The organism is Pseudoalteromonas sp. Ps84H-4 (genome assembly GCF_024124645.1).
In the GTDB taxonomy this organism is placed as follows: domain Bacteria; phylum Pseudomonadota; class Gammaproteobacteria; order Enterobacterales; family Alteromonadaceae; genus Pseudoalteromonas; species Pseudoalteromonas lipolytica_C.
The window spans coordinates 102,585-121,842 of sequence record NZ_JAMXSK010000009.1; the positions used below are offsets into that span (position 1 = coordinate 102,585).

Genomic DNA, 19,258 nt, shown 5'->3' on the forward strand with positions numbered 1-19,258 from the left:
ATTGCTTAACTGTGTGAAAAATATAATGCAAGAACCTTCTGCGTTAAGTTTACTGCCGCCAGTATTGGTGGTTGTTTTGGCCGTGTTTTTACGCCGCCCTATTTTATCTTTACTTGTTGGAGCTTTGTTTGGTTTAGCCATGCTTGGGCCAACAGCTATACTGTCAAACTTTACTGATATATCGTTAAAAGTGATGCAGGATGAAACCATTGCCTGGCTAATTTTAGTCTGTGGCGGGTTTGGTGCCTTGATTGCCTTATTGGTAAGAACCGGTGGAGCAAGTGCATTTGCTGAATTAGCGTTGAAGTTTGCCAAAGGTCAACGTTCATCTTTGCTAATGACCTTTGTGTTAGGTGTGATTATTTTTATCGATGATTATCTCAATGCATTAACGGTTGGTGAAACCATGAAGCGTATCACCGATAAGTTTAAAATTAGCCGCGAAATGCTAGCTTATGTTGTTGACTCAACTGCCGCACCTATCTGTGTGCTTGTACCACTCTCTACATGGGCGGTATTTTTTGGTGGCCTATTAGTCGATAATAATGTTGCAGCAGAAGGCCAAGGTATTGCCGTATACATCGAAGCAATCCCTTATATGCTGTACGCATGGTTTGCCGTACTTGTTGTATTGCTTGTCAGCTTAAATGTGATCCCTGCTTTTGGGCCGATGAAAAAGGCACAACTACGTGCAATGAATAATCAAATCGAGATCTCAAATAGCCAATACACCGATGTACAAACAGCGGATGAATACGCTGTTAAAGCCGCAGAAGAGAACTTTGAAACAGCAGCATCCAATGGCAAACTCTATAACTTTTTAGTGCCGATTATTTTACTTGTTGCGTTTACTGTTTATTTCGACATTGACGTATATAAAGGATTGCTTGCAACCTTTGCTGTGGTGTTACCGTTTTATATGTTGCAAAAACTAATGACATTGTCAGAACTAGTGGAGCGTATGTTAGATGGTTTTAAAAGTATGATCCCAGCAATTGGAACTGTCGTTGCGGCCTTTATATTTAAAGATGTGTGTGACCAATTAATGCTTCCGCAATATGTCATTAATACTTTAAGCCCTTATATGACAGCACAGTACCTACCTGCCGTGGTGTTTTTAGCAATGGCAGTACTTGCTTTTGCAACGGGTTCTAGCTGGGGGATTTTCGCAGTAACTATTCCAATTGTGATGCCACTGGCTTATGCAATTGATGCCAACATTCCTCTTGTAATTGGTGCTTTGTTGTCGGCGTCATCGTTTGGTAGTCAAGCATGCTTTTATTCTGACTCCACAGTACTTGCTGCACAAGGCTCAGGGTGCGACTTAGTCAGCCATGCGGTTACTCAATTACCTTACACCTTACTGGCGGCAACCGCTGCATTTATAGGGTTTTTGCTCATCGCCTAAATTAAAAAGCCCAAGCAATTGCTTGGGCTTTTGTTTATCAACTAATAAGTTACTTTTGGAATTTAATTCCTTTGTAATAAGTTTCTAAGTTTTCAACTTTTGTTTGGTTTTTAAGGTCTGCAAATGGCTTATCAGCGAACTTGCTACCACGCATTTGAATGTTCAAGCGTGGTGCTTCACTGTTCAGCATGGTTTTCTTGTAATAATCTTTCAAATCAGCCAAGGTTACTTTTTCAACTTCAGCAATAAGCTTTTCTTTAGAGTCAAAGTTAAAGTTTTCACGATACCAATCTGTGATAAGTGGTGACATTTCATCACTTAGATTCTTAGGTTGCTCTTTTAAAGATACCAGCGTTGCATTTTTAAGTTGTGAAAATGTTTCTTCTGTCATGTTATCAAGCTCTACTGCGTATTGCTTTTTAAACTCATCAAAGCGTTCTTGCATTTCTTTAGGGCCTTTAACTGGTGTTTGGATATAAAGACCTAGTGCAGAGTAATCTTCAATCGGACGGGCTAACGCACCAACAGCATAAGCAAGCTGCTCTTCGGTACGAAGCTTATCAAAAGCAATCGTTCTGAAGTGGCTTTGTAACACTTGCGCTTGAGCCTTTTGCTTATAACCCGGTGTTGGATGAACAACCATATCGATAATCGCTACATCAGCTACATCAATATCCTTTTGCAATACAATACGTTCACCTATTTGTGGCAACCAGGCTTTGCTGCGAGCAAACTCAGTAGATTTATGAGCCTTAGGTAATATAGCTGTTAGCTTATTAGCAATAGATTCAACATCATTTTGGTTGTAGTTACCAAACGTGAATACACGTAAATCATTTGCAGCAAGAGTTGATTGCTTAATAGCAGTAAAATCAGCAAGGGTTAGCGTATCTGCCGCCGCAATTAAGGTTTCGGTATCAAATTTACCACTTCGTGTTAGCTTAGAATATTCACCAAATGCTTGATAGAAAGGAAATTGCTTTTGTTGATTTAGTAAATCACGCTTATAACGGTCAATCGCTTGTGCAAAACCATCTTCTGATACATTTAAAGTCAGATTTTCAAGCGCCTGAGCCAATAATACGTCCTGCTTATCAGTAAAACCACTCAGTGATAATATAAGACCATTGCTTGGCTGTAACCCCAAACTCATACCTGCTACAGCCGCTTCAGTGCTTAATTTACTTTGCTCTAAGTTATACAGATCAGCCCAAATTGAGTAAAGCACCTGTGCTTTTACATCAACTAATGCATCAGGTGTGTTAATGTAAACTTCAACAAGCCCTTTAGGTTGCTCAGCAAATTCCTGACTTGCTTGGCGCCAAACTTTGACACCTTGCTTATCAAAGACCAGTTTAGGATGTGCTTGCTGTTTAAATTCAGCGGTCTTAATAGCAAAACTTTTTGGCAGTAAGCAGTTTACAGTAGGTAAAGCTAAAGCATATTCGCTTGGTTTATTCCAGCTTGCAACTTCTTCGTCGCTGATATCTTCAATACGGTATTCACCATCGTAAAAATGTAGCTGCGAGTCTGTCTCTTCTTGCTTTGAAATATACCAAATACGTAGCGTCTCTTCGTTTAACTGTGAAAGCACGTTTTGGACAGCGTCAGCATCAAACTTTGCATAATAATATGGTGCATTAATTGCGTTGTTCACTGGGAACTTTTGCATACTATCAGTAAGGTTACTTACGTAGCCAAACTCATCACCTTTTTCAAGAAATTGAAACTCATTGTTTAACGAAGTACGAATTTCATTAAAATACTTGCTATCAACACCCTGCTCTTTAATTAACGCAATATACTGCATTACCATAGCAACAATTTCTTCACGGTTTTGCATGCCTGCGTCAGTTAGTTCAATACTTACTGTTAAGCTGCCGTAGTTACCATATTGTGTAGGTGCATCAGAAGCAGATAAACGTGATACCCAGCCTTTATCGCGTAATATTTGTGCCGGGCTGCCTTGCATTTCATTACTTAACAAGTAAGACACAAAGCGATTAGGTTTAACTGCAAACTGTGAACTGTTATCGGTGATTGTAAATTCAAGTTGTAATTGTTTTACGTCTTCATTTGGTGAATAGTAAACACGTTTGCCACCGGCTTTATCAAAATCAAGTTTATCTGTTACTGTTGGTTTTTCGATATGTTTATTTTCGATATCTGCAAAATACTGTTTAGCTTTTGCTTCCATTTCAGCTAGCGGACGGTTAGAAATCATCGCCACTTTCATGATATTAGATGAATAGTATTTATTATAAAAAGCAACCGTTTCTTTATGTAAATCACTGCCTTCTTTATCACCTAGCGTTTCTAGGTTACCAATTAAGAAACGGTTTGCAGGATGGTCTCCCATCATCTTGCGTGCTAATTTAAATTGTCCAAAAAAGTCCATTTCACGGCGCATTGACCATTCAGCATTAACCGCATTTTTTTCTTTATCAGTGTATTCAGGGTAAAGCTTAGGTGCTTTAAAAAAGTCAGAAAAACGGTCTAATGCTTCATCATAGGCATCGTTATTTACTTTAAACATATAATTAGTGATATCTAACCAAGTGTAAGCGTTGTGCGCACCACCGTTTTTGGTCATAAAATCACTATAACCTTTGGTATCAGGATAGCGGTCTGTACCTAGGAAAAGCATATGTTCTAGATAATGTGCCATACCTTGTTGCGACATAGGGTCGTGTAGTAAACCGACACCAACACTAAGTGCAGCTGCTGACTTTTCTACACTCGGATCTGAGATTAAAATAACATCAATCTCATTATCTAGTTTTAGTGTTTTATATTCTCGGGCATCATTTGGACTGACAACCAAAGAATCAGGTATAAGGCTGCTATTAGCTGTAGATGAAGTCATAGTAGATGTTGAAGAACACCCAGCTAATACAGCAAATGCGATTGCACTAAGGCCCATTATTTTTTTCATTATTATGTATCCATTAGATATTGAATCAATTTTTATTTATGATGAGTTTTCATCAGCCGCAATTCAATGCTTTTTAACAGACTAACACTAAAAGTTTGTAACACATTGTGAAAAAGCAATGCAAAAGGCTAATAATCATAATAATTACAATATAAAAGGATGAGTTATGGAAAAGTGGCTAATCGTAGCGATGTTTACTCAGGTATTACTTACATTCATAGTAATGTACATTATGGGCAAGCGCCGCTTTAGCGCGGCTAAGAAAAAAACCATAGAAATGAAAGACTTTCTTACAATGGATTTAGAAAAGGCAGGTTCGCACGTGCGTCTTGCAGATCGTAACTTTATAAATCAGTTCGAAATGCCTGTACTGTTTTTTATTGCGTGTTTAACAGCACTACAACTAAATGCTGTAGGTACTGTTTTTGTTGGCTTTGCTTGGGCTTATGTCGTTTTGCGTATAATCCATAGCTTTATACATTTAACCTCTAATACGTTAAAGGCTAGATATTATAGCTTTGTTATCAGTAGCTTTATTATGCTGATTATGTGGGTACTGATATTAATAACAATCTTTTAATACTCAGTAATACTAAGAAATAAGGCGCTTTTAAGCGCCTTATCAAAGAATTATTTACGACGACAAAAGCCAAACAAAGCTAGTAAAGACAGCATCCACGCCATACTACCACCTGAGCCACTGTCTAAATCACCTGAAGGCTTATCTTGTTTGATCAGCGTGTTTTCTTTTGGTTTTAATAATTGAGAAGAGTTCGGATCATCGTCAAGAATTACCACACTATTAATAGTTACCAAATTCTCACCATTAAAGCCTGAGGTATCTGTTGGACATTGATCGTTATTTAAACCAACAACAGGAATATCACCACAGTGTGTGAGTTCAGTGATTTTATCTAACACCATTTGGCTTTCAGCTGTAATTTGGCCGAACACAGTAAAACCACCATTTTGAAGATCTAAATTAGCACTATTGTCTTTTAAATTGAAAAACCATTGGCTAGTTGCACTATTTGCATTACCACCTTGCTTAGCCATCGCAATGGTGCCTTTCACATTAGATAGTTTAGGCTCATTTTTTATCGCATCATTTGTTTCAATAGCTTTAAAATCAGAATCAAATTTAAATCCTCCGCCTTGTAAAACAAAATTCTCTACAGAGCGATGAATGACACTACTATTATAAGTACCCTCTTCTACATAATTTAAAAAGTTTTCTACTGTTATTGGGGTGTGTTGATCAAATAGATTAACTGTAATCGTGCCTTGGTTAGTTTGCATTTCAATGATAGTTGAGTTGGCGCTGTAGCTTGCTGCACAAAGCACAGAGGCAATTAAATATTTTTTCATTTTTTATCTTTCCTGATATTTTTATTCTAAAACTGCAGCAAGACTAAACAAAAACGCTAGGCGCTTAAATAGCAAACAAAATAGTTACACAAAACGCGCCATATCAATTACAAGTTAGTTACATTTATTTACACCGCGTATTCATTATGGTTATAAAAAATATAAATCTTAAATCAAAATCGTCTTATCAAATAGACTGAGTTTGTTAGTATTTGCATGACAACAAAGAACACACAGGAATAAACCATGGCGAATGAAGAAAACGCAATATGCGATTTTGGCTTACACCAAGGTGAGCCGTATAGTAAATTACCAGCGAGCTTCTTAAATTGGATGGTTGGTAATAACCATCAAAAATCACATTATGCAGAACAAGAGTTAATTCGTAGGCAACTCGCTGCAACTGGACAATTGAATACCGAAAATAGCAATAAAAATCTATAAAAGACATTTAATTTAAATATAAGTCGTTTAAACTAAGCGCTTAATTAACTACTGCTTTTAACAGGCAAACAATTATGCGCTTTTTTTTATCTTCTTTTTTACTGCTTACCTTAGCGGCTTGCAGCTCTTCTACTCACACTGATTCAGTACAATACCTCACATTACTCCATACAAACGACAACCATGGTCGCTTTTGGCACAATGAGCAAGGTGAGTATGGTATGGCAGCTCGTAAGACCTTAATTGATCAATTAAGAGCTGATGCTAAAGCAAAAGGTCATGCAGTATTATTACTCTCAGGTGGCGACATCAATACAGGTATTCCTGAGTCTGACTTACAACATGCAGAGCCTGATTTTAAAGGTATGTCTATCATTGGTTATGATGCCATGGCTATAGGTAATCATGAATTTGATAACCCACTGGCAGTACTTGATCAACAACAAAAATGGTCTAACTTCCCATTTTTATCTGCCAATATTATAGATAAGGCAACTGGCAAGACACGTTATCAAGGATATAAGATCTTTGAGAAGAATGGCCTAAAAATAGCTGTAATCGGTTTAACAACCACAGATACAGCTAAAATAGGTAACCCTCAATATATTGGCAACCTTGAGTTTAAAGACCCAACAGCAGTTACAGCAAAGCTAGCTCCTGAAATCGATAAACAATACAACCCTGATATCACTATTGCAGTTACACACATGGGCCATTATGTTGATGCAAACTTTGGTATTAATGCACCGGGTGATGTAACAATGGCTCGTAACCTACCAAAGGGTACACTTGACATAATTGTTGGTGGGCATTCACAAGAACCGGTCTGTATGAAAGAGGCCAACGTCGCAGATGAGAGTTTTATACCAGGCAAAGAGTGTAAGCCAGACCAACAAAATGGTACTTGGATCATGCAAGCACACGAGTGGGGTAAATATGTTGGTAAAGCTGAATTCAAATTAGAAAATGGTCAACTAACACTACTTAATTACGCGCTTATTCCGGTAAATCTTTATATCAATGATGAAAACGGCAATAAAAAGTTGGCAGCTGATTACATCGAACCAAACAAAAACTTACAAGATGTACTTGCTGTGTATCAAGCAAAAGGTGCAGCGCAAATTGCTGGAAAGATTGGTGCAGTTGATGAAAAGCTAGAGGGTGACCGTAACAAAGTTCGTTACGAGCAAGTAAACCTAGCACGGGTAATAATTGCTGCACAAATGCAATCTGTTGGTGCTGATTTTGGTATAATAAGTGGCGGTGGTATTCGTGATAGCATTCAAGCTGGCGATGTGAGCTATAAAGACATTTTAAAAGTTCACCCTTTTAAAAACCGTATCACCTATATTGATATGACCGGGAAGGCATTATTTGATTACCTATCTGTTGTGACTTCTTTCCCACCTGATTCAGGTGCTTACTTGCAATATTATAAATTAAGCTTTAAGCGTGAAAACGACACATTATCTGATGTTAAAATTGCTGGTAAACCACTTGATATGACGAAAACATATCGTATGAGTATTAACAGCTACAACGCCTCAGGTGGTGATGGCTACCCTACTCTTACAAACAAAGAAGGCTTTGTCAGTACAGATGATACTGACGCACAGGCATTAAAACGTTTCTTTGAGCAAAATAGTCCTGTTAAAGCGGCCGATTTCGCGCCTAAATAAACAAATTAAAAGTAAAAAGGGAAGTCAATGACTTCCCTTTTTTAGTTTTACTTACCTATCACTTCAATATCTTCTAACGTTATGTTCTTTAATCCATAATGATGTAAACGTGAACGTGAACCTTCACCATGCGCTTTCGGTGGGTAATAAACATCTTTAACTTCTGGTTGATCTTGCCAAACGTCATCAAGCGCAGCGCGGATTTCACTCAAGGTTTTTTCTAAACTATTGGTAAAATTTGGTCTTTTCCGAACTGTATGACCTAATTCAACTAACCGGTAAAAATACTTATTAGCGAGTGTAAGTAACTCTTCAGGAACATCCTTATTCTGATTGAGCACTACATCAGGATTTTCAGTACAAAACTCAACCAAAGCCAAATAAAAACATAACGGCTTATTGGCTAATGCAACAGGTTTATCAGGGCTACAATTCCCTGCCAATGTTTTATTTTGAAGATCGACAATCAAAATAGGTTTTGTTTTACTATTCGGTTCAGGTTCGGGAAGTTGTTTTGCAACTTGTAATTTTGTGCGTTCGCTTAAGAAGAGTAAATAACTAATCGCAAGTGAAAACAAACATACCAAAATAAATACTGCAATATCATTTTTATTTAAAATATTGTTATTAATAACAAAACTAATAGTAAAAACTTTTTGTGGTGTTTGAAGTTGCTTTTCAATCAGATCTGCTCTTGCTGGAAACTCTGTAATTCCTTCGATGGAATAAACAAAAATCGGGGTTTCTTTGAGCTGCGAATTAAGCTTAGCAAGGTAGTCAATAACAGCCTCTTTACTACCAGAATGCTTTAAAAAGTCATCAGGGAGGTTTAAATGGGTTAAATCTAAGGCGATTCGCTTCTCTATATTTGCCAAGCTTAATTGATTATTCTCTGTTGACTTAACCGCTTTTGCAAGAATATAGCTACCAAATAAGACCAGACAAATAACGAAGAATAAACAACCATAAATTAGCTTTACTCTAATTGGTAGCATTGTTTACCTCAGCATTAATTCGCATCGAGTGTTGCGTTTTACAGTTAAAGAATGATTGAACGTGATTGAAATAATGAGAATTTTGGTCATGCGCTAAATCAATTAAACGTTTTTGAACAGCACAGAGAAGATCTGTGTTTTCATCTTGCATTTTAAGGTACCAACGGCTGCCACTAATGTTGTCACTGATGGGAGTAATATAATTGATTGAAAAACGTTGCTGGTCTATGTCTTGCCAATAAGAAGAAATTAGATCAACTTTACCGCTTGCTAGTAATTCTCTCAGCTCTGAATGAGAGCCAGCATAGGTAATGTCTAAGTTCTCTAAATTTATATCTAACTTTTTGAACAACTGTTTTGGCAAAATATGACCAGAACGGCTTGTAGGGTAATCTAAAAGGCCAATTCGTTTGTCAAGAAAATAACTTTTATCTAGCCGCGGCTTTTCTTTGCTTGAAATAAAGTAGGCGGTGTAATCAGGAAAACCAACAACGGCTTTATAGTTGTAAGTTGATTCTGCCATAAAAGCGTTAATTAAGTTTTCTTTTGCGAGGATCAAATCGGCTAATCCTTTACCCAAAAACTCAACTGTATCAGATGTCTTGTAACCCCAATAAGAGGTAACCTTGCCATATTGCTTACTGATAGTGTCGTCTTGACATAATGAAAACGCGACATCTTCAGCTAGCCGTTTACCAGATGAATATACGACAAGTTCATTAAGATTAACCTCTGATTTAGTATCACATTGAAAAGAAGTTTCAATAAACGTATCGATATCAGATATAGGCTTATTTGCTTGTAAAATTCCCACAAAACAAAACAAGCCAAACGACAGAAACAAAAATGTAACAATCAAAGATTTTTTTATTAGTATTGTTCTTAAATTCAATTTTTATAGCCAACAACGCACCCTTGCCTCTATTTGAACAATTATTCTTACTTATTACAACAGGTAATTTTACCTGAAATAAATAACTCATTGTTTTTAAACATATATGAACAAGAAATTATGAATCTTATTGAGTCCTTTCTATTTGTTTTAAAATTCAGGAGAATTAGCACCAAGTAATCGTGCTTCAGGGCACATTCATTTTTGGACACTGAGTCAATGTTACAAAAAACAATAAAGATGTTGCTGTTATCGACACCTGTTATTTCAGCGGTGTTAAGTACTCCGGCTAATGCATGGGGACAAAATGGTCATCGTATTGTTGGTGAAATTGCATCTAAGCATATTACTGACACCACGAGGCAAGCATTAATTCCTTTACTTGATGGCGAGTCACTCCCTCAAATTGCCACTTGGGCCGATGAAATGCGCTCTGCCCCTGAGCAATTTTGGCAAAAAAAGTCATCTCGCTGGCATTACATCAATTTCAAAGAGGGTGATGCTGATCCCCATTTCGACTCTCATGCCCACCACAATAAAGACACAGTGTCTGACATCCTTGAAGGGATGGAATATTCAATTTCAGTTTTACAAAACCAAAAAGCATCACTTGCAGAAAAACAGTTTGCTTTACGCTTTTTAGTTCATCTTGTTGGTGATAGTCACCAACCATTCCATGCAGGTCGCAGTGAAGATCGTGGCGGCAACAATATTTCTGTCACATTCTTCGGGCAAGATACCAATTTACATAGCCTGTGGGACTCAAAACTCATTGAAAATGAAAATTTGTCCTATACTGAATTTGCGCAATTTATAAATACAACAAATCAAGCGTTGATAATGGACTACCTTACCAGTTCACCAAGCGATTGGTTAATCGAATCACATAATATTGCAAATTCAATCTATAAAGAAAATGAAACAAACGTAAGTTATAGTTATATCTATAAAAACTTACCAATTGTTAAAACTCGCCTACAGCAAGGCGGGATAAGATTGGCCGGTTTATTAAATAGTTTATTTGATAAATCAGCAAAACCGTTAGTAAAGGCACTTAAGATGCCAACTGACAGCAAACTATAAATGAAACATAACCTCTAACACGGGAAATAACATAATGAAAATCCAACTCCGCAAAACAGCTCTATCACTTGCTATTGCAGCATGTGTTGGTGTGAGTGGTGCAGCGTTAGCAAATGAAACAACATCTGCTATCAAGGGTCAAATCAAAGGTCCTAGCGGCAACCCTGCTGCTGGCACTAAGATTACTATCGTTCACTTACCTTCAGGTTCAACTAAAGAAACTGAAACGAACGATGCGGGTTACTTCACAGCTAAAGGCCTACGCGTAGGTGGTCCTTACCGCGTTGTTGTAGATTCTGACGTATTTGCAGATCAAACTTTCAACAACATTAACCTACAAGTTGGTGCTGACTACCCTGTTAATGTTACGTTAGAGCCGCAATCAGACATCGAACAAATCGTTGTTACAGGTCGTCCTATCAGCCGTATGTCTGGTGGCACAGGTCCTGCTGCGACTTTCACACTTGAAGATTTAGAAAACCAACCAGCCATCAACCGTGACTTACGTGACATCGTTCGTATTGACCCACGTGTAACAATCGATGATAGCCGCGGTTCAATCAACTGTGGTGGTGGTAACCCACGTTTCAACAGCTTAACGCTAGACGGCGTTCGTATGAACGATAACTTCGGTCTAAGCTCAAACGGTTACCCGACAATTCGTGCTCCTTTCTCTTTCGATTCAATCGAGCAGGTTGCCGTAGAACTAGCGCCTTTTGATGTTCAATACGGTGGTTTCACATCGTGTAACATTAACGCAGTTACTAAATCTGGTGGTAACGAAGTACACGGTGGTATGTTCTTCGATTACACAAATGATTCAATGAAAGGCGACAAAATCGAAGGTGAAGACTACGACAACGGTGATTACACTGAAAAACGTTATGGCTTCAACGTTGGCTTACCACTTATTAAAGATAGCCTTTTCTTATTCACATCTTACGAAAAACTTGAAGGTGTTAAACAGTACAACTACGGCGGTTTAGACACTGGTAGTGTTTCAGCGGCAGATGTTGCTCGTGTACAGCAAATTGCTCAAGACGTTTACGGTTATGACGCAGGTGGAATGCCATCAAGCGCACCAGTTGAAGATGAAAAAATCTTAGTTAAGTTAGACTGGAACATCAACGACGATCACCGTGCAAACTTAATCTATAACTACAATGATGGTTTTACACTGTCTCAATCGGATGCTTACAGCAACACTGTTACTTTAGATAATCACTTCTTCAAGCAAAGTGCTGAATTTACATCAATCATTGGTTCACTTTACTCAGATTGGTCTGATGAATTTTCAACTGAGGTTCGTCTAGGTAAATCTGAGCTTGACCAAACTGTACGTTCTTTAGATGCGGCAAGTAGCTTCGGTGAGATGCAAATTCGTACTGCTGATGGTGGTACAATCTATATTGGCCCAGATGACTCTCGTCAATCCAATGCTCTTAGCTACGAAACAGTAACAGCAAAAATTGCAGGTACTTATTACCTTGATCAACACACAATTACTGCTGGATATGAGTTTGAAGAATTAGACGTATTCAACCAATTCGTTCAGCATACGCAAGGTGAGTGGCGTTTTAAATCAGTTAATGATTTTGAAGCAGGTTTAGCAGACCGTATCTACTATAACAATGCAGCGGGTACAAACAACCCAACTGACGCAGCTGCTAACTTCTCATACGCACAACACACTTTCTATGTACAAGATGAGTACAGCTTCACAGATTTAGATGCAACATTAACATTTGGTCTTCGTTACGACAAATACACAAGTGACGACAAACCAAACTACAATGAAAACTTTACTAATCGCTACGGTTTCAGCAACCAAGCAACATTCGATGGTATCGATTTAATTCAACCACGTGTTGGTTTTGAATGGTACGCAACGGATGCATTAGAAGTACGCGCTGGTGTTGGCTTATTCTCTGGTGGTAACCCGAACGTATGGTTATCTAACTCATACTCTAACGATGGTATTACTAATATCAGTGCTTACCGTTCGGGCGGTATCGATTTATTCAATACGCCAAACGTTAACGGTGGTACGCCAGGTTACGAAGTTCCACAAGATATGTATGATGAAGTTGCAAACACAGTTATTGGTTCAGGTGATTCATCTGTAAACGCTGTTGACCCTGATTTCGAAATGCCATCAGAGTGGAAATACTCAGTGGGTGCAACATACACAACTGAAGATGAGTACGTATTCTCACTAGATTACTTATTCACTAAACGTAAAGATGCTGCATTCCTAGAAGATATCGCGTTACAAGATTCTGGTGAAACAACGTTTGATGGTCGTCCAATTCTTGAGTCTAAAGAAGGTCGTCGCGGTGACTTATTACTTACTAATGTAAGTGGCGACAGCGGTGAGTCGCATGTTATCTCTGCTGCGATGAGCAAACGCTTTGATAACGGCATTAGCTTACAACTAGCTTACGCTTACACTGACTCAACAGATGTTAACCCTATGACAAGCTCGGTAGCGAGCTCAAACTATGGTAACTTAGCGACATACGATCCGACTAACCCGGGTGCACACACATCTGATTACGAGATCCCACATCGCTTTACTATGACATTAGGTTACACAACTGAGTTGTTTGATGGATACAACACACGTTTCAACCTATTCAGCGAAACATACAAAGGTCTACCTTACAGCTACACGTTTGATGATAGAGACAATGATGTTTGGGGTGATAACAACTCAAACGGTAGTCGTCAGTTAATGTATATCCCTGAAGTGAATGACCCGAACGTTGTTTACAACATGACACCTGAAGAAGTAACTGAGTTTAACCAATGGATTTCTGCTCAAGGCCTTGAACGCGGTCAAATCTCTGGTCGTAACCGTCAAAATGCAGATTGGTTCACTAAAGTTAACTTCAAGATGACTCAAGAGTTACCTGGTTTCATGCCTGGTCACAAAGGTGAAGTGTTCTTCGTTATCGATAACTTAACAAACATGTTAAACGATGACTGGGGCGTACTTAAGAAAGGTAGCTTTGTTGGTAACAGCATGGTAACTGTAGACCTTGATGACCAAGGTCGTTACGTATATTCAAACTTCAACCCTAACAATGGTAAAACTGCAACACAAAGCAGCGCATCAGTTTGGGAAATGCGTGTAGGTGTACGTTACACATTCTAATAACGAGTTAACCTTGTTATAAAACAAAAGCCCGCCCCTACTGGCGGGCTTTTTACGTTTGGAAGAAAGTGAGCGAGTTACAGGTTACTAGGGGAAAGTTAGCAAGGAACAATAGTAAAGTTAGAAAGTTACTAGTAGCAGCGATTTTATGTCGCGTTTGATGGCTGGGGGCTGATGTTAAAAGCGATCCAGCATTGTTATGTAAGTCGTCATTTATGGCGACAAATCTTTAAACTTGAATGATCACGGACTAATGCCCGAACTACCCTGATATGAAAATGCAGGCCAATTTGACCTGCACACAAAGTTTTATTTAAGCTGCGTAAACCGCAAGTGGATGGGTTGTATTGATTGAAACATGCACAGCATCACCCGGGCGCACTATCACCTCATGGCTCACACGGCTTGTCACCACAGTATCGCATGCAAGTTTAACAGCGCATAATCGGCTGCCACCCTCATAACGTACCCAGGTCACTTCACCGTTATTTGTATTAGCATTATTAATTAGATGAACATCATCAGGGCGCAACAATACATCAACCTTTGCTGCATCATGATCTATTTTGATTGCTGGTGCATTGCCTATATCTGTTGTGGCTGTATCACCTACACAATTACCGGCAATGAAACTTGCCTCACCTAAAAAGCGTGCCACAAAACGATTACTTGGCAAGCTAAAGCAACGCTCAGGAGTATCAATTTGCTGAATTATCCCCTCTTTAAGCACCCCAACACGGTCACCGACAGATAAGGCTTCCTCTTGGTCATGGGTCACCCAAATAGCGGGAACACCTGCAGCCTTTAATGCATTTCTAATATCCCATCGAAGAGTATCTTTTAGAGCTGCATCTAGGTTAGATAATGGTTCATCAAGTAAAACAAAGTCTGGTTCATGAGCAAGAGTTCGAGCGAGTGCGACACGCTGCTTTTGACCACCAGATAAGGTTGCCGGCTTTTTATTTCGAAATGCTTCAAGACCTAGTAGCTTTATCCAATGATCGGCTTTAGAAGTATCGTTAAGTCTAAAGCAAATATTCTGTTCAACAGTTAAATGTGGAAAAAGGGCAAAATCTTGAAACACCATTCCTACTTTACGTTTTTCCGGGGGAACTTTTAGTTTTGGCGTAGCTCGCCATGAACCTAAATTTATTTCGCCTTCGCTAATAGGAATAAGCCCAGCTAACGCTTGTAAAATTGTACTTTTACCACAGCCAGTTGGACCAACTAGCATGAGGATCTCACTTTCCCCAAGTGATAAGTTAAGTTCACTTACCACACGATTGCTACCATAATCGATAGACAGCTTACTAACTGATAGCATTAAACTGATCCTTAATGTTCTAATTGACTGCGCTTTTCACCAGAGAGCATTATAGCCAAGCCGCATGCTGATATCACTACCAACAATAAACCAGGAATAGCAGCACGGCCAAAGTAACCGGCTTCATAAACACGCCACAAATATGTTGAAAGGGTTTCAAAACCCGTTGGGCCAAGTAAAAGTGTTGCTTCAAGTTCACGCATTGATTCTAAAAATACCAAAGCAGCACCAGCGATAATACCACGCATAGTTAGGGGTAAAGTAATTCGCATAAATGCTTCACGAGGGCTGGCACCCAATACTCGTGCTGATTTAATTAAACTTGAATCTAGATGCTCAGTACTGGTTCTTACAGAGCCAACTGCAAGCGGCAAAAAGCGCAGCACATAAGCAATTACTAATAGAGCTAAGGTTTGATAAAAGAGTGGCAACTGTAGACCGCCATATACCAATGCCGTTCCCATCACAATACCCGGAATACCAAATCCAAAATAAGTTACACGCTCCATAATACGCCCTGCTTTACCGCTTAAGGCAGCATGAGCAACAGGTACAGCAACAACAACAGCAACGATAGCAGCAATACCCGATGCATAGGCTGAATGCCAAGCAATACTGAAGTCAAAATCTGCAACTCCATCACGGGCAAGCCAAAGTGAAAAAATTGCCAAAGGTAAACAAATCGCAAGTAGCAATACTGGTAAAAATGTCAGTAACATCGCAACTTTTTGACCATTGGATGGAAATAACATCAATGAACGTCCATGGCGTTCTGAAGCTGTTTTAATTTGTGACTCGATAAACAATAAAAATCCAACGATAACCATGAGTTGTAGCGATAACATTGCCGCACGACTCAAACCAAAAGCGTTGTATTCTACATAAATAACCCGAGTGAACGTATCTAAACGCATCATCGCCGGTGTACCAAAGTCTGATAAGGTATAAAGCGCAACCAGTAAAGAGCCTGCCGCTATACCATTGATAACCCGAGGTAAAATAACTTTAAATACACTCATTGTCATCGACATACCTAAAGTACGTGCAGCATTAACCATGCTGGCATCTAAGCTAAGTAAAGATGATCGAGTTGTTAGCATTACAAAAGGAAACGTATACAGGGTCATTACAATGGCAGCGCCTGTTAGTCCATACATAGGCGGCGTTTCGAAGCCGAGCAGCTGATTTATCTCACCACCGGGGCCAAATGCAGCATACAAAGTAAACGCTCCAATATAACTTGGAATTGCTAGTGGAGCGGCAAACAGAACAAGCCACAGCTTTTTAAAAGGAAGTTGAACATAGGCACTAATAAACGCCAGAGGTACGCCAATTAAAATAGAGCCTATTACCGTTAACACCATAAGTGATAAGGTGTTACCAAGAATTTTTAAGTTATGACTATCAAATACAGCAGTCGCATCACTTGCTAAAGTGATCAGAATATAAACTGGCACTAACGCCAAAAGCGCTGCAAGCAGCGCCATCGGATAAGAAGCAGGTATGCGCATTATAAAACACCGCTACTGCGCATAAGGTCGAGTGTTGGCCTTAAATCTGCCAATTGAGTTAAATCGATTTTCGGCGGTGACACATCCGTTAATGCTGGTAAGCCAGCTGGTTGTTCAATACCTTGGATCAGTGGAATTTCATAGGCTTCACGGGCTAAGTAACTTTGTACTTCAGAACTTAGTAAGTAACGCATAAAATTCATCGCATTAGGGTTATCTGTTAACGATAAAACACCTGATGCATTAACTAAACAACCGGCATCTTGATTGGTAAAAGCAAGATCAAGATTAGCGTCTGGTTTACCTGACTTAAGTCGTAATGTGTAATAATGGTTTGCAAAGCCAATATCGACTTCACCACGTTCAACTGCCATTACTACACCAAGCTCACCAGCATAGGTTTTCGAACGTTTTTGAACCTTTTTAAGCCACTTAGCGGTTTTATCTTCACCTTCAAGAATACGCATAGCCGTTACGAATGATTGAAAAGATGCGTAAGCAGGTGCCCAACCTATTGATAAATCGCTGTCAGCAATTGCCATGATACTGTCGGGGATATCATCTTTGCTCAGACGCTTGGTGTTATAAGGTAGAGTTCGAATACGCCCGGTAACCGGTGCCCAACCAGGGTAACGGAATTGTGGCTGTAACTGTGCTGCTAAATCACTTGGTAATGGTTTAGCCAAACCCGCGTCGGTAATTAAACCAATCGCACCTGAGTCAACAGCCCAAAATAAATCAGCACGTTTAACTCCTGCTTTCGCTTCAGCGACAATCATATTGCCAAGCGCAGCCGTTGGGCCTCTACGAATTGATAAATTCAATTTTGGATTATTCTTTTCGATCGACTGCAGTACGTTTTCGTACAAGCCGCCTTCGCCGCGGCCTAAATATAATGTTAAGTCACCCTCAAGGGCGGGTAAGTCTTTTACAGAAACGGGGCTTGCAGCACTGGCTGCGAAGGCACGAGAAAGAGGTAGTGGCATTGCGCCTACTACCCCGAACGCAGCAAGTCCTTGAATAAAGGTTCTACGCTTCACTAAAATACATCCTTACGAGCTTTTTCGGCTTCTTCTAGTAACACCTTAGCGCGATCTAGCTTTTCTTGCATATCAACAACCACTGCACGTACTTGGTCAACAGACCCTTTATCAGAAATCGCTTTTGGCAGGGTTACATTAAAATCTTTTTCGAGCACTTCGACTAACTTCGCATCTTTTTCGATAAGTGTACCTTCAACACCTTCGAATAAATGCAAGTAAGTATCATGTACGATTTGTGTTGCTTCGTCACTTAAACGCTCTGCGTACTTTGCAACAACACGGTCTAATTTGTGTTTGATTTCATCGATGGTAGCACTTTGCGTCATTTCTTCTGAAGCAGTCGCTTTTACAGCTTTTAACAAGCCTTTTTGCTGGAAATCAGCGGCAAGTTTAACAGCCCCTAAACCTTGCCACAAGGCAGCATTCAACGCCTTTTGATGAGTGCGTACTTCAGCAGCAGGTTTTTTATCATCAATAGCCATTTTGATGCCATAAATACTTTGCCAAATTGATGCATAAACCGGTACATAGTTTGTTTCAATTGCACTATGGAACTTTACTGATTCCCAGTATTCGATTAGGTCATCACTTTTTACAGCTTTAGCACCTTTGCTTTCGTAATCACTCACCATAACATCGACTTTGTTGATCATCCATTCAACGTCATCAGAGTAATCTTTTAAATTTTCTTTTAGATGATTAACGTGCTCACCAATTGGGCCATTTGCCAATACAGGTTGGGCAATAAAAGTAGATGCTAATACTAGGCTTAAACCTAGTGTCTTCACGGTGTTTAACGCTAATTTCATAACAGGAGACATCCAAATTGCTAATTGTAAATGATAGCCATTATCATATACGTATCGATTCCCTAAATCAATTGCTATAATGCATTGATTACAGATTTACACATTTTTATTTAAGTAATTGGAAAGCTTACTAAGAGTGTTCATAAATTGTTTAATTTCTTGGCTATCTAATTCACTCACTAAACTTGCTTGCCATTCGTTTGCTAACGGAACAATTTGTTTATGCAAACCTACTCCTGCCTCTGATAACGATAACAAGTTTGCGCGTTTATCAGTTGGGTTCGCTTTTGCTGCGATCAGGTTTCTTGTTAATAACGACTTTACTGCACGGGACACCGTTGACTTATCCATTTGTGCCATATCACACAACTGTTTAGCAGTGCATTCACCATATTGAGCCAGGTTCGCGATTACTCGCCATTGTGGCACGGTTAAATCAAACTGCTTTTGATATAGCTCACTAAATTGCTCACTCATCTGCATTGCAATATTGGTTAATGAGTAAGGTAAGAACTGCTGTAAATCGAGCGTTGGGTGTTTGTTTGTTGTCATGGCTTCACTACTGTCAAAAATTATTTACACAAGTAAATTCAGTGCAGTTTGAATTTAG

At 39.1% G+C, this 19,258-nt stretch carries 15 protein-coding genes; 6 read left to right on the forward strand and 9 right to left on the reverse strand.

The annotated features are described in order from the left end of the window. Nucleotides 1-25: 25 nt before the first annotated feature. A complete protein-coding gene (locus NH454_RS10145) occupies nucleotides 26-1,408 on the forward strand; it encodes a Na+/H+ antiporter NhaC family protein (RefSeq protein ID WP_253038959.1) in 1,383 nt (460 codons plus the stop codon). Nucleotides 1,409-1,457: 49 nt separating this feature from the next. On the opposite strand, the gene NH454_RS10150 is transcribed toward NH454_RS10145, so the two are convergent. Then, nucleotides 1,458-4,343: an insulinase family protein gene (locus tag NH454_RS10150; RefSeq protein WP_253038960.1), complete on the reverse strand. Its 2,886-nt coding sequence runs from the start codon at nucleotides 4,341-4,343 to the stop codon at nucleotides 1,458-1,460. A 166-nt stretch (nucleotides 4,344-4,509) separates the two neighbouring features. Between NH454_RS10150 and NH454_RS10155 the strand changes: the two genes are divergently transcribed. After that, nucleotides 4,510-4,923 (forward strand): MAPEG family protein, encoded by a 414-nt coding sequence (locus NH454_RS10155; RefSeq protein ID WP_138556552.1) that lies wholly within the window; start codon nucleotides 4,510-4,512, stop codon nucleotides 4,921-4,923. A 50-nt stretch (nucleotides 4,924-4,973) separates the two neighbouring features. On the opposite strand, the gene NH454_RS10160 is transcribed toward NH454_RS10155, so the two are convergent. Further along, the gene (locus NH454_RS10160) at nucleotides 4,974-5,711 is read right to left on the reverse strand and encodes a peptidylprolyl isomerase (protein ID WP_135926586.1); all 738 of its coding nucleotides are present in this window, start codon (nucleotides 5,709-5,711) and stop codon (nucleotides 4,974-4,976) included. A 246-nt stretch (nucleotides 5,712-5,957) separates the two neighbouring features. Here NH454_RS10160 and NH454_RS10165 point away from each other — a divergent pair, with 246 nt between their 5' ends. Beyond that, nucleotides 5,958-6,155, forward strand: a complete 198-nt coding sequence (locus tag NH454_RS10165; RefSeq protein WP_135926585.1) for a hypothetical protein — start codon at nucleotides 5,958-5,960, stop codon at nucleotides 6,153-6,155. Between the two features lie 74 nt (nucleotides 6,156-6,229). Continuing rightward, nucleotides 6,230-7,834 carry a bifunctional UDP-sugar hydrolase/5'-nucleotidase UshA gene (gene ushA, locus NH454_RS10170; RefSeq protein ID WP_253038961.1) on the forward strand — a complete coding sequence of 535 codons (1,605 nt, stop codon included), beginning with the start codon at nucleotides 6,230-6,232 and terminating at the stop codon, nucleotides 7,832-7,834. A gap of 47 nt (nucleotides 7,835-7,881) precedes the next feature. On the opposite strand, the gene NH454_RS10175 is transcribed toward ushA, so the two are convergent. Together NH454_RS10175 and NH454_RS10180 are read right to left on the reverse strand one after the other, a co-directional pair. After that, complete coding sequence (locus NH454_RS10175; RefSeq protein ID WP_253038962.1) at nucleotides 7,882-8,709, reverse strand: hypothetical protein; 828 nt, start codon at nucleotides 8,707-8,709, stop codon at nucleotides 7,882-7,884. A gap of 106 nt (nucleotides 8,710-8,815) precedes the next feature. Beyond that, entirely contained in the window at nucleotides 8,816-9,721 is a 906-nt protein-coding gene (locus tag NH454_RS10180) for a hypothetical protein (RefSeq protein ID WP_138556555.1), read from the reverse strand. Nucleotides 9,722-9,940: 219 nt separating this feature from the next. Here NH454_RS10180 and NH454_RS10185 point away from each other — a divergent pair, with 219 nt between their 5' ends. Both NH454_RS10185 and NH454_RS10190 read left to right on the forward strand, forming a co-directional pair. Further along, the gene (locus NH454_RS10185) at nucleotides 9,941-10,804 is read left to right on the forward strand and encodes a S1/P1 nuclease (protein WP_199526884.1); all 864 of its coding nucleotides are present in this window, start codon (nucleotides 9,941-9,943) and stop codon (nucleotides 10,802-10,804) included. A gap of 34 nt (nucleotides 10,805-10,838) precedes the next feature. Then, nucleotides 10,839-13,961, forward strand: a complete 3,123-nt coding sequence (locus NH454_RS10190) for a TonB-dependent receptor (protein WP_253038963.1) — start codon at nucleotides 10,839-10,841, stop codon at nucleotides 13,959-13,961. 313 nt (nucleotides 13,962-14,274) lie between these two features. Here NH454_RS10190 and NH454_RS10195 read toward each other — a convergent pair whose 3' ends face one another. From NH454_RS10195 to NH454_RS10215, 5 genes are all read right to left on the reverse strand, one after another. Next, a complete protein-coding gene (locus NH454_RS10195) occupies nucleotides 14,275-15,285 on the reverse strand; it encodes an ABC transporter ATP-binding protein (RefSeq protein ID WP_199526886.1) in 1,011 nt (336 codons plus the stop codon). 11 nt (nucleotides 15,286-15,296) lie between these two features. Next, entirely contained in the window at nucleotides 15,297-16,796 is a 1,500-nt protein-coding gene (locus tag NH454_RS10200) for an iron ABC transporter permease (protein ID WP_199526887.1), read from the reverse strand. Beyond that, a complete protein-coding gene (locus NH454_RS10205) occupies nucleotides 16,796-17,836 on the reverse strand; it encodes an extracellular solute-binding protein (RefSeq protein WP_135926578.1) in 1,041 nt (346 codons plus the stop codon). Before NH454_RS10205 ends, NH454_RS10200 begins: the two co-directional genes overlap by 1 nt. Continuing rightward, nucleotides 17,836-18,648 carry a hypothetical protein gene (locus NH454_RS10210; RefSeq protein WP_253038964.1) on the reverse strand — a complete coding sequence of 271 codons (813 nt, stop codon included), beginning with the start codon at nucleotides 18,646-18,648 and terminating at the stop codon, nucleotides 17,836-17,838. Before NH454_RS10210 ends, NH454_RS10205 begins: the two co-directional genes overlap by 1 nt. A 96-nt stretch (nucleotides 18,649-18,744) precedes the next feature. Then, the gene (locus NH454_RS10215; protein WP_138556561.1) at nucleotides 18,745-19,200 is read right to left on the reverse strand and encodes a MarR family winged helix-turn-helix transcriptional regulator; all 456 of its coding nucleotides are present in this window, start codon (nucleotides 19,198-19,200) and stop codon (nucleotides 18,745-18,747) included. Between the last annotated feature and the right edge of the window lie 58 nt (nucleotides 19,201-19,258).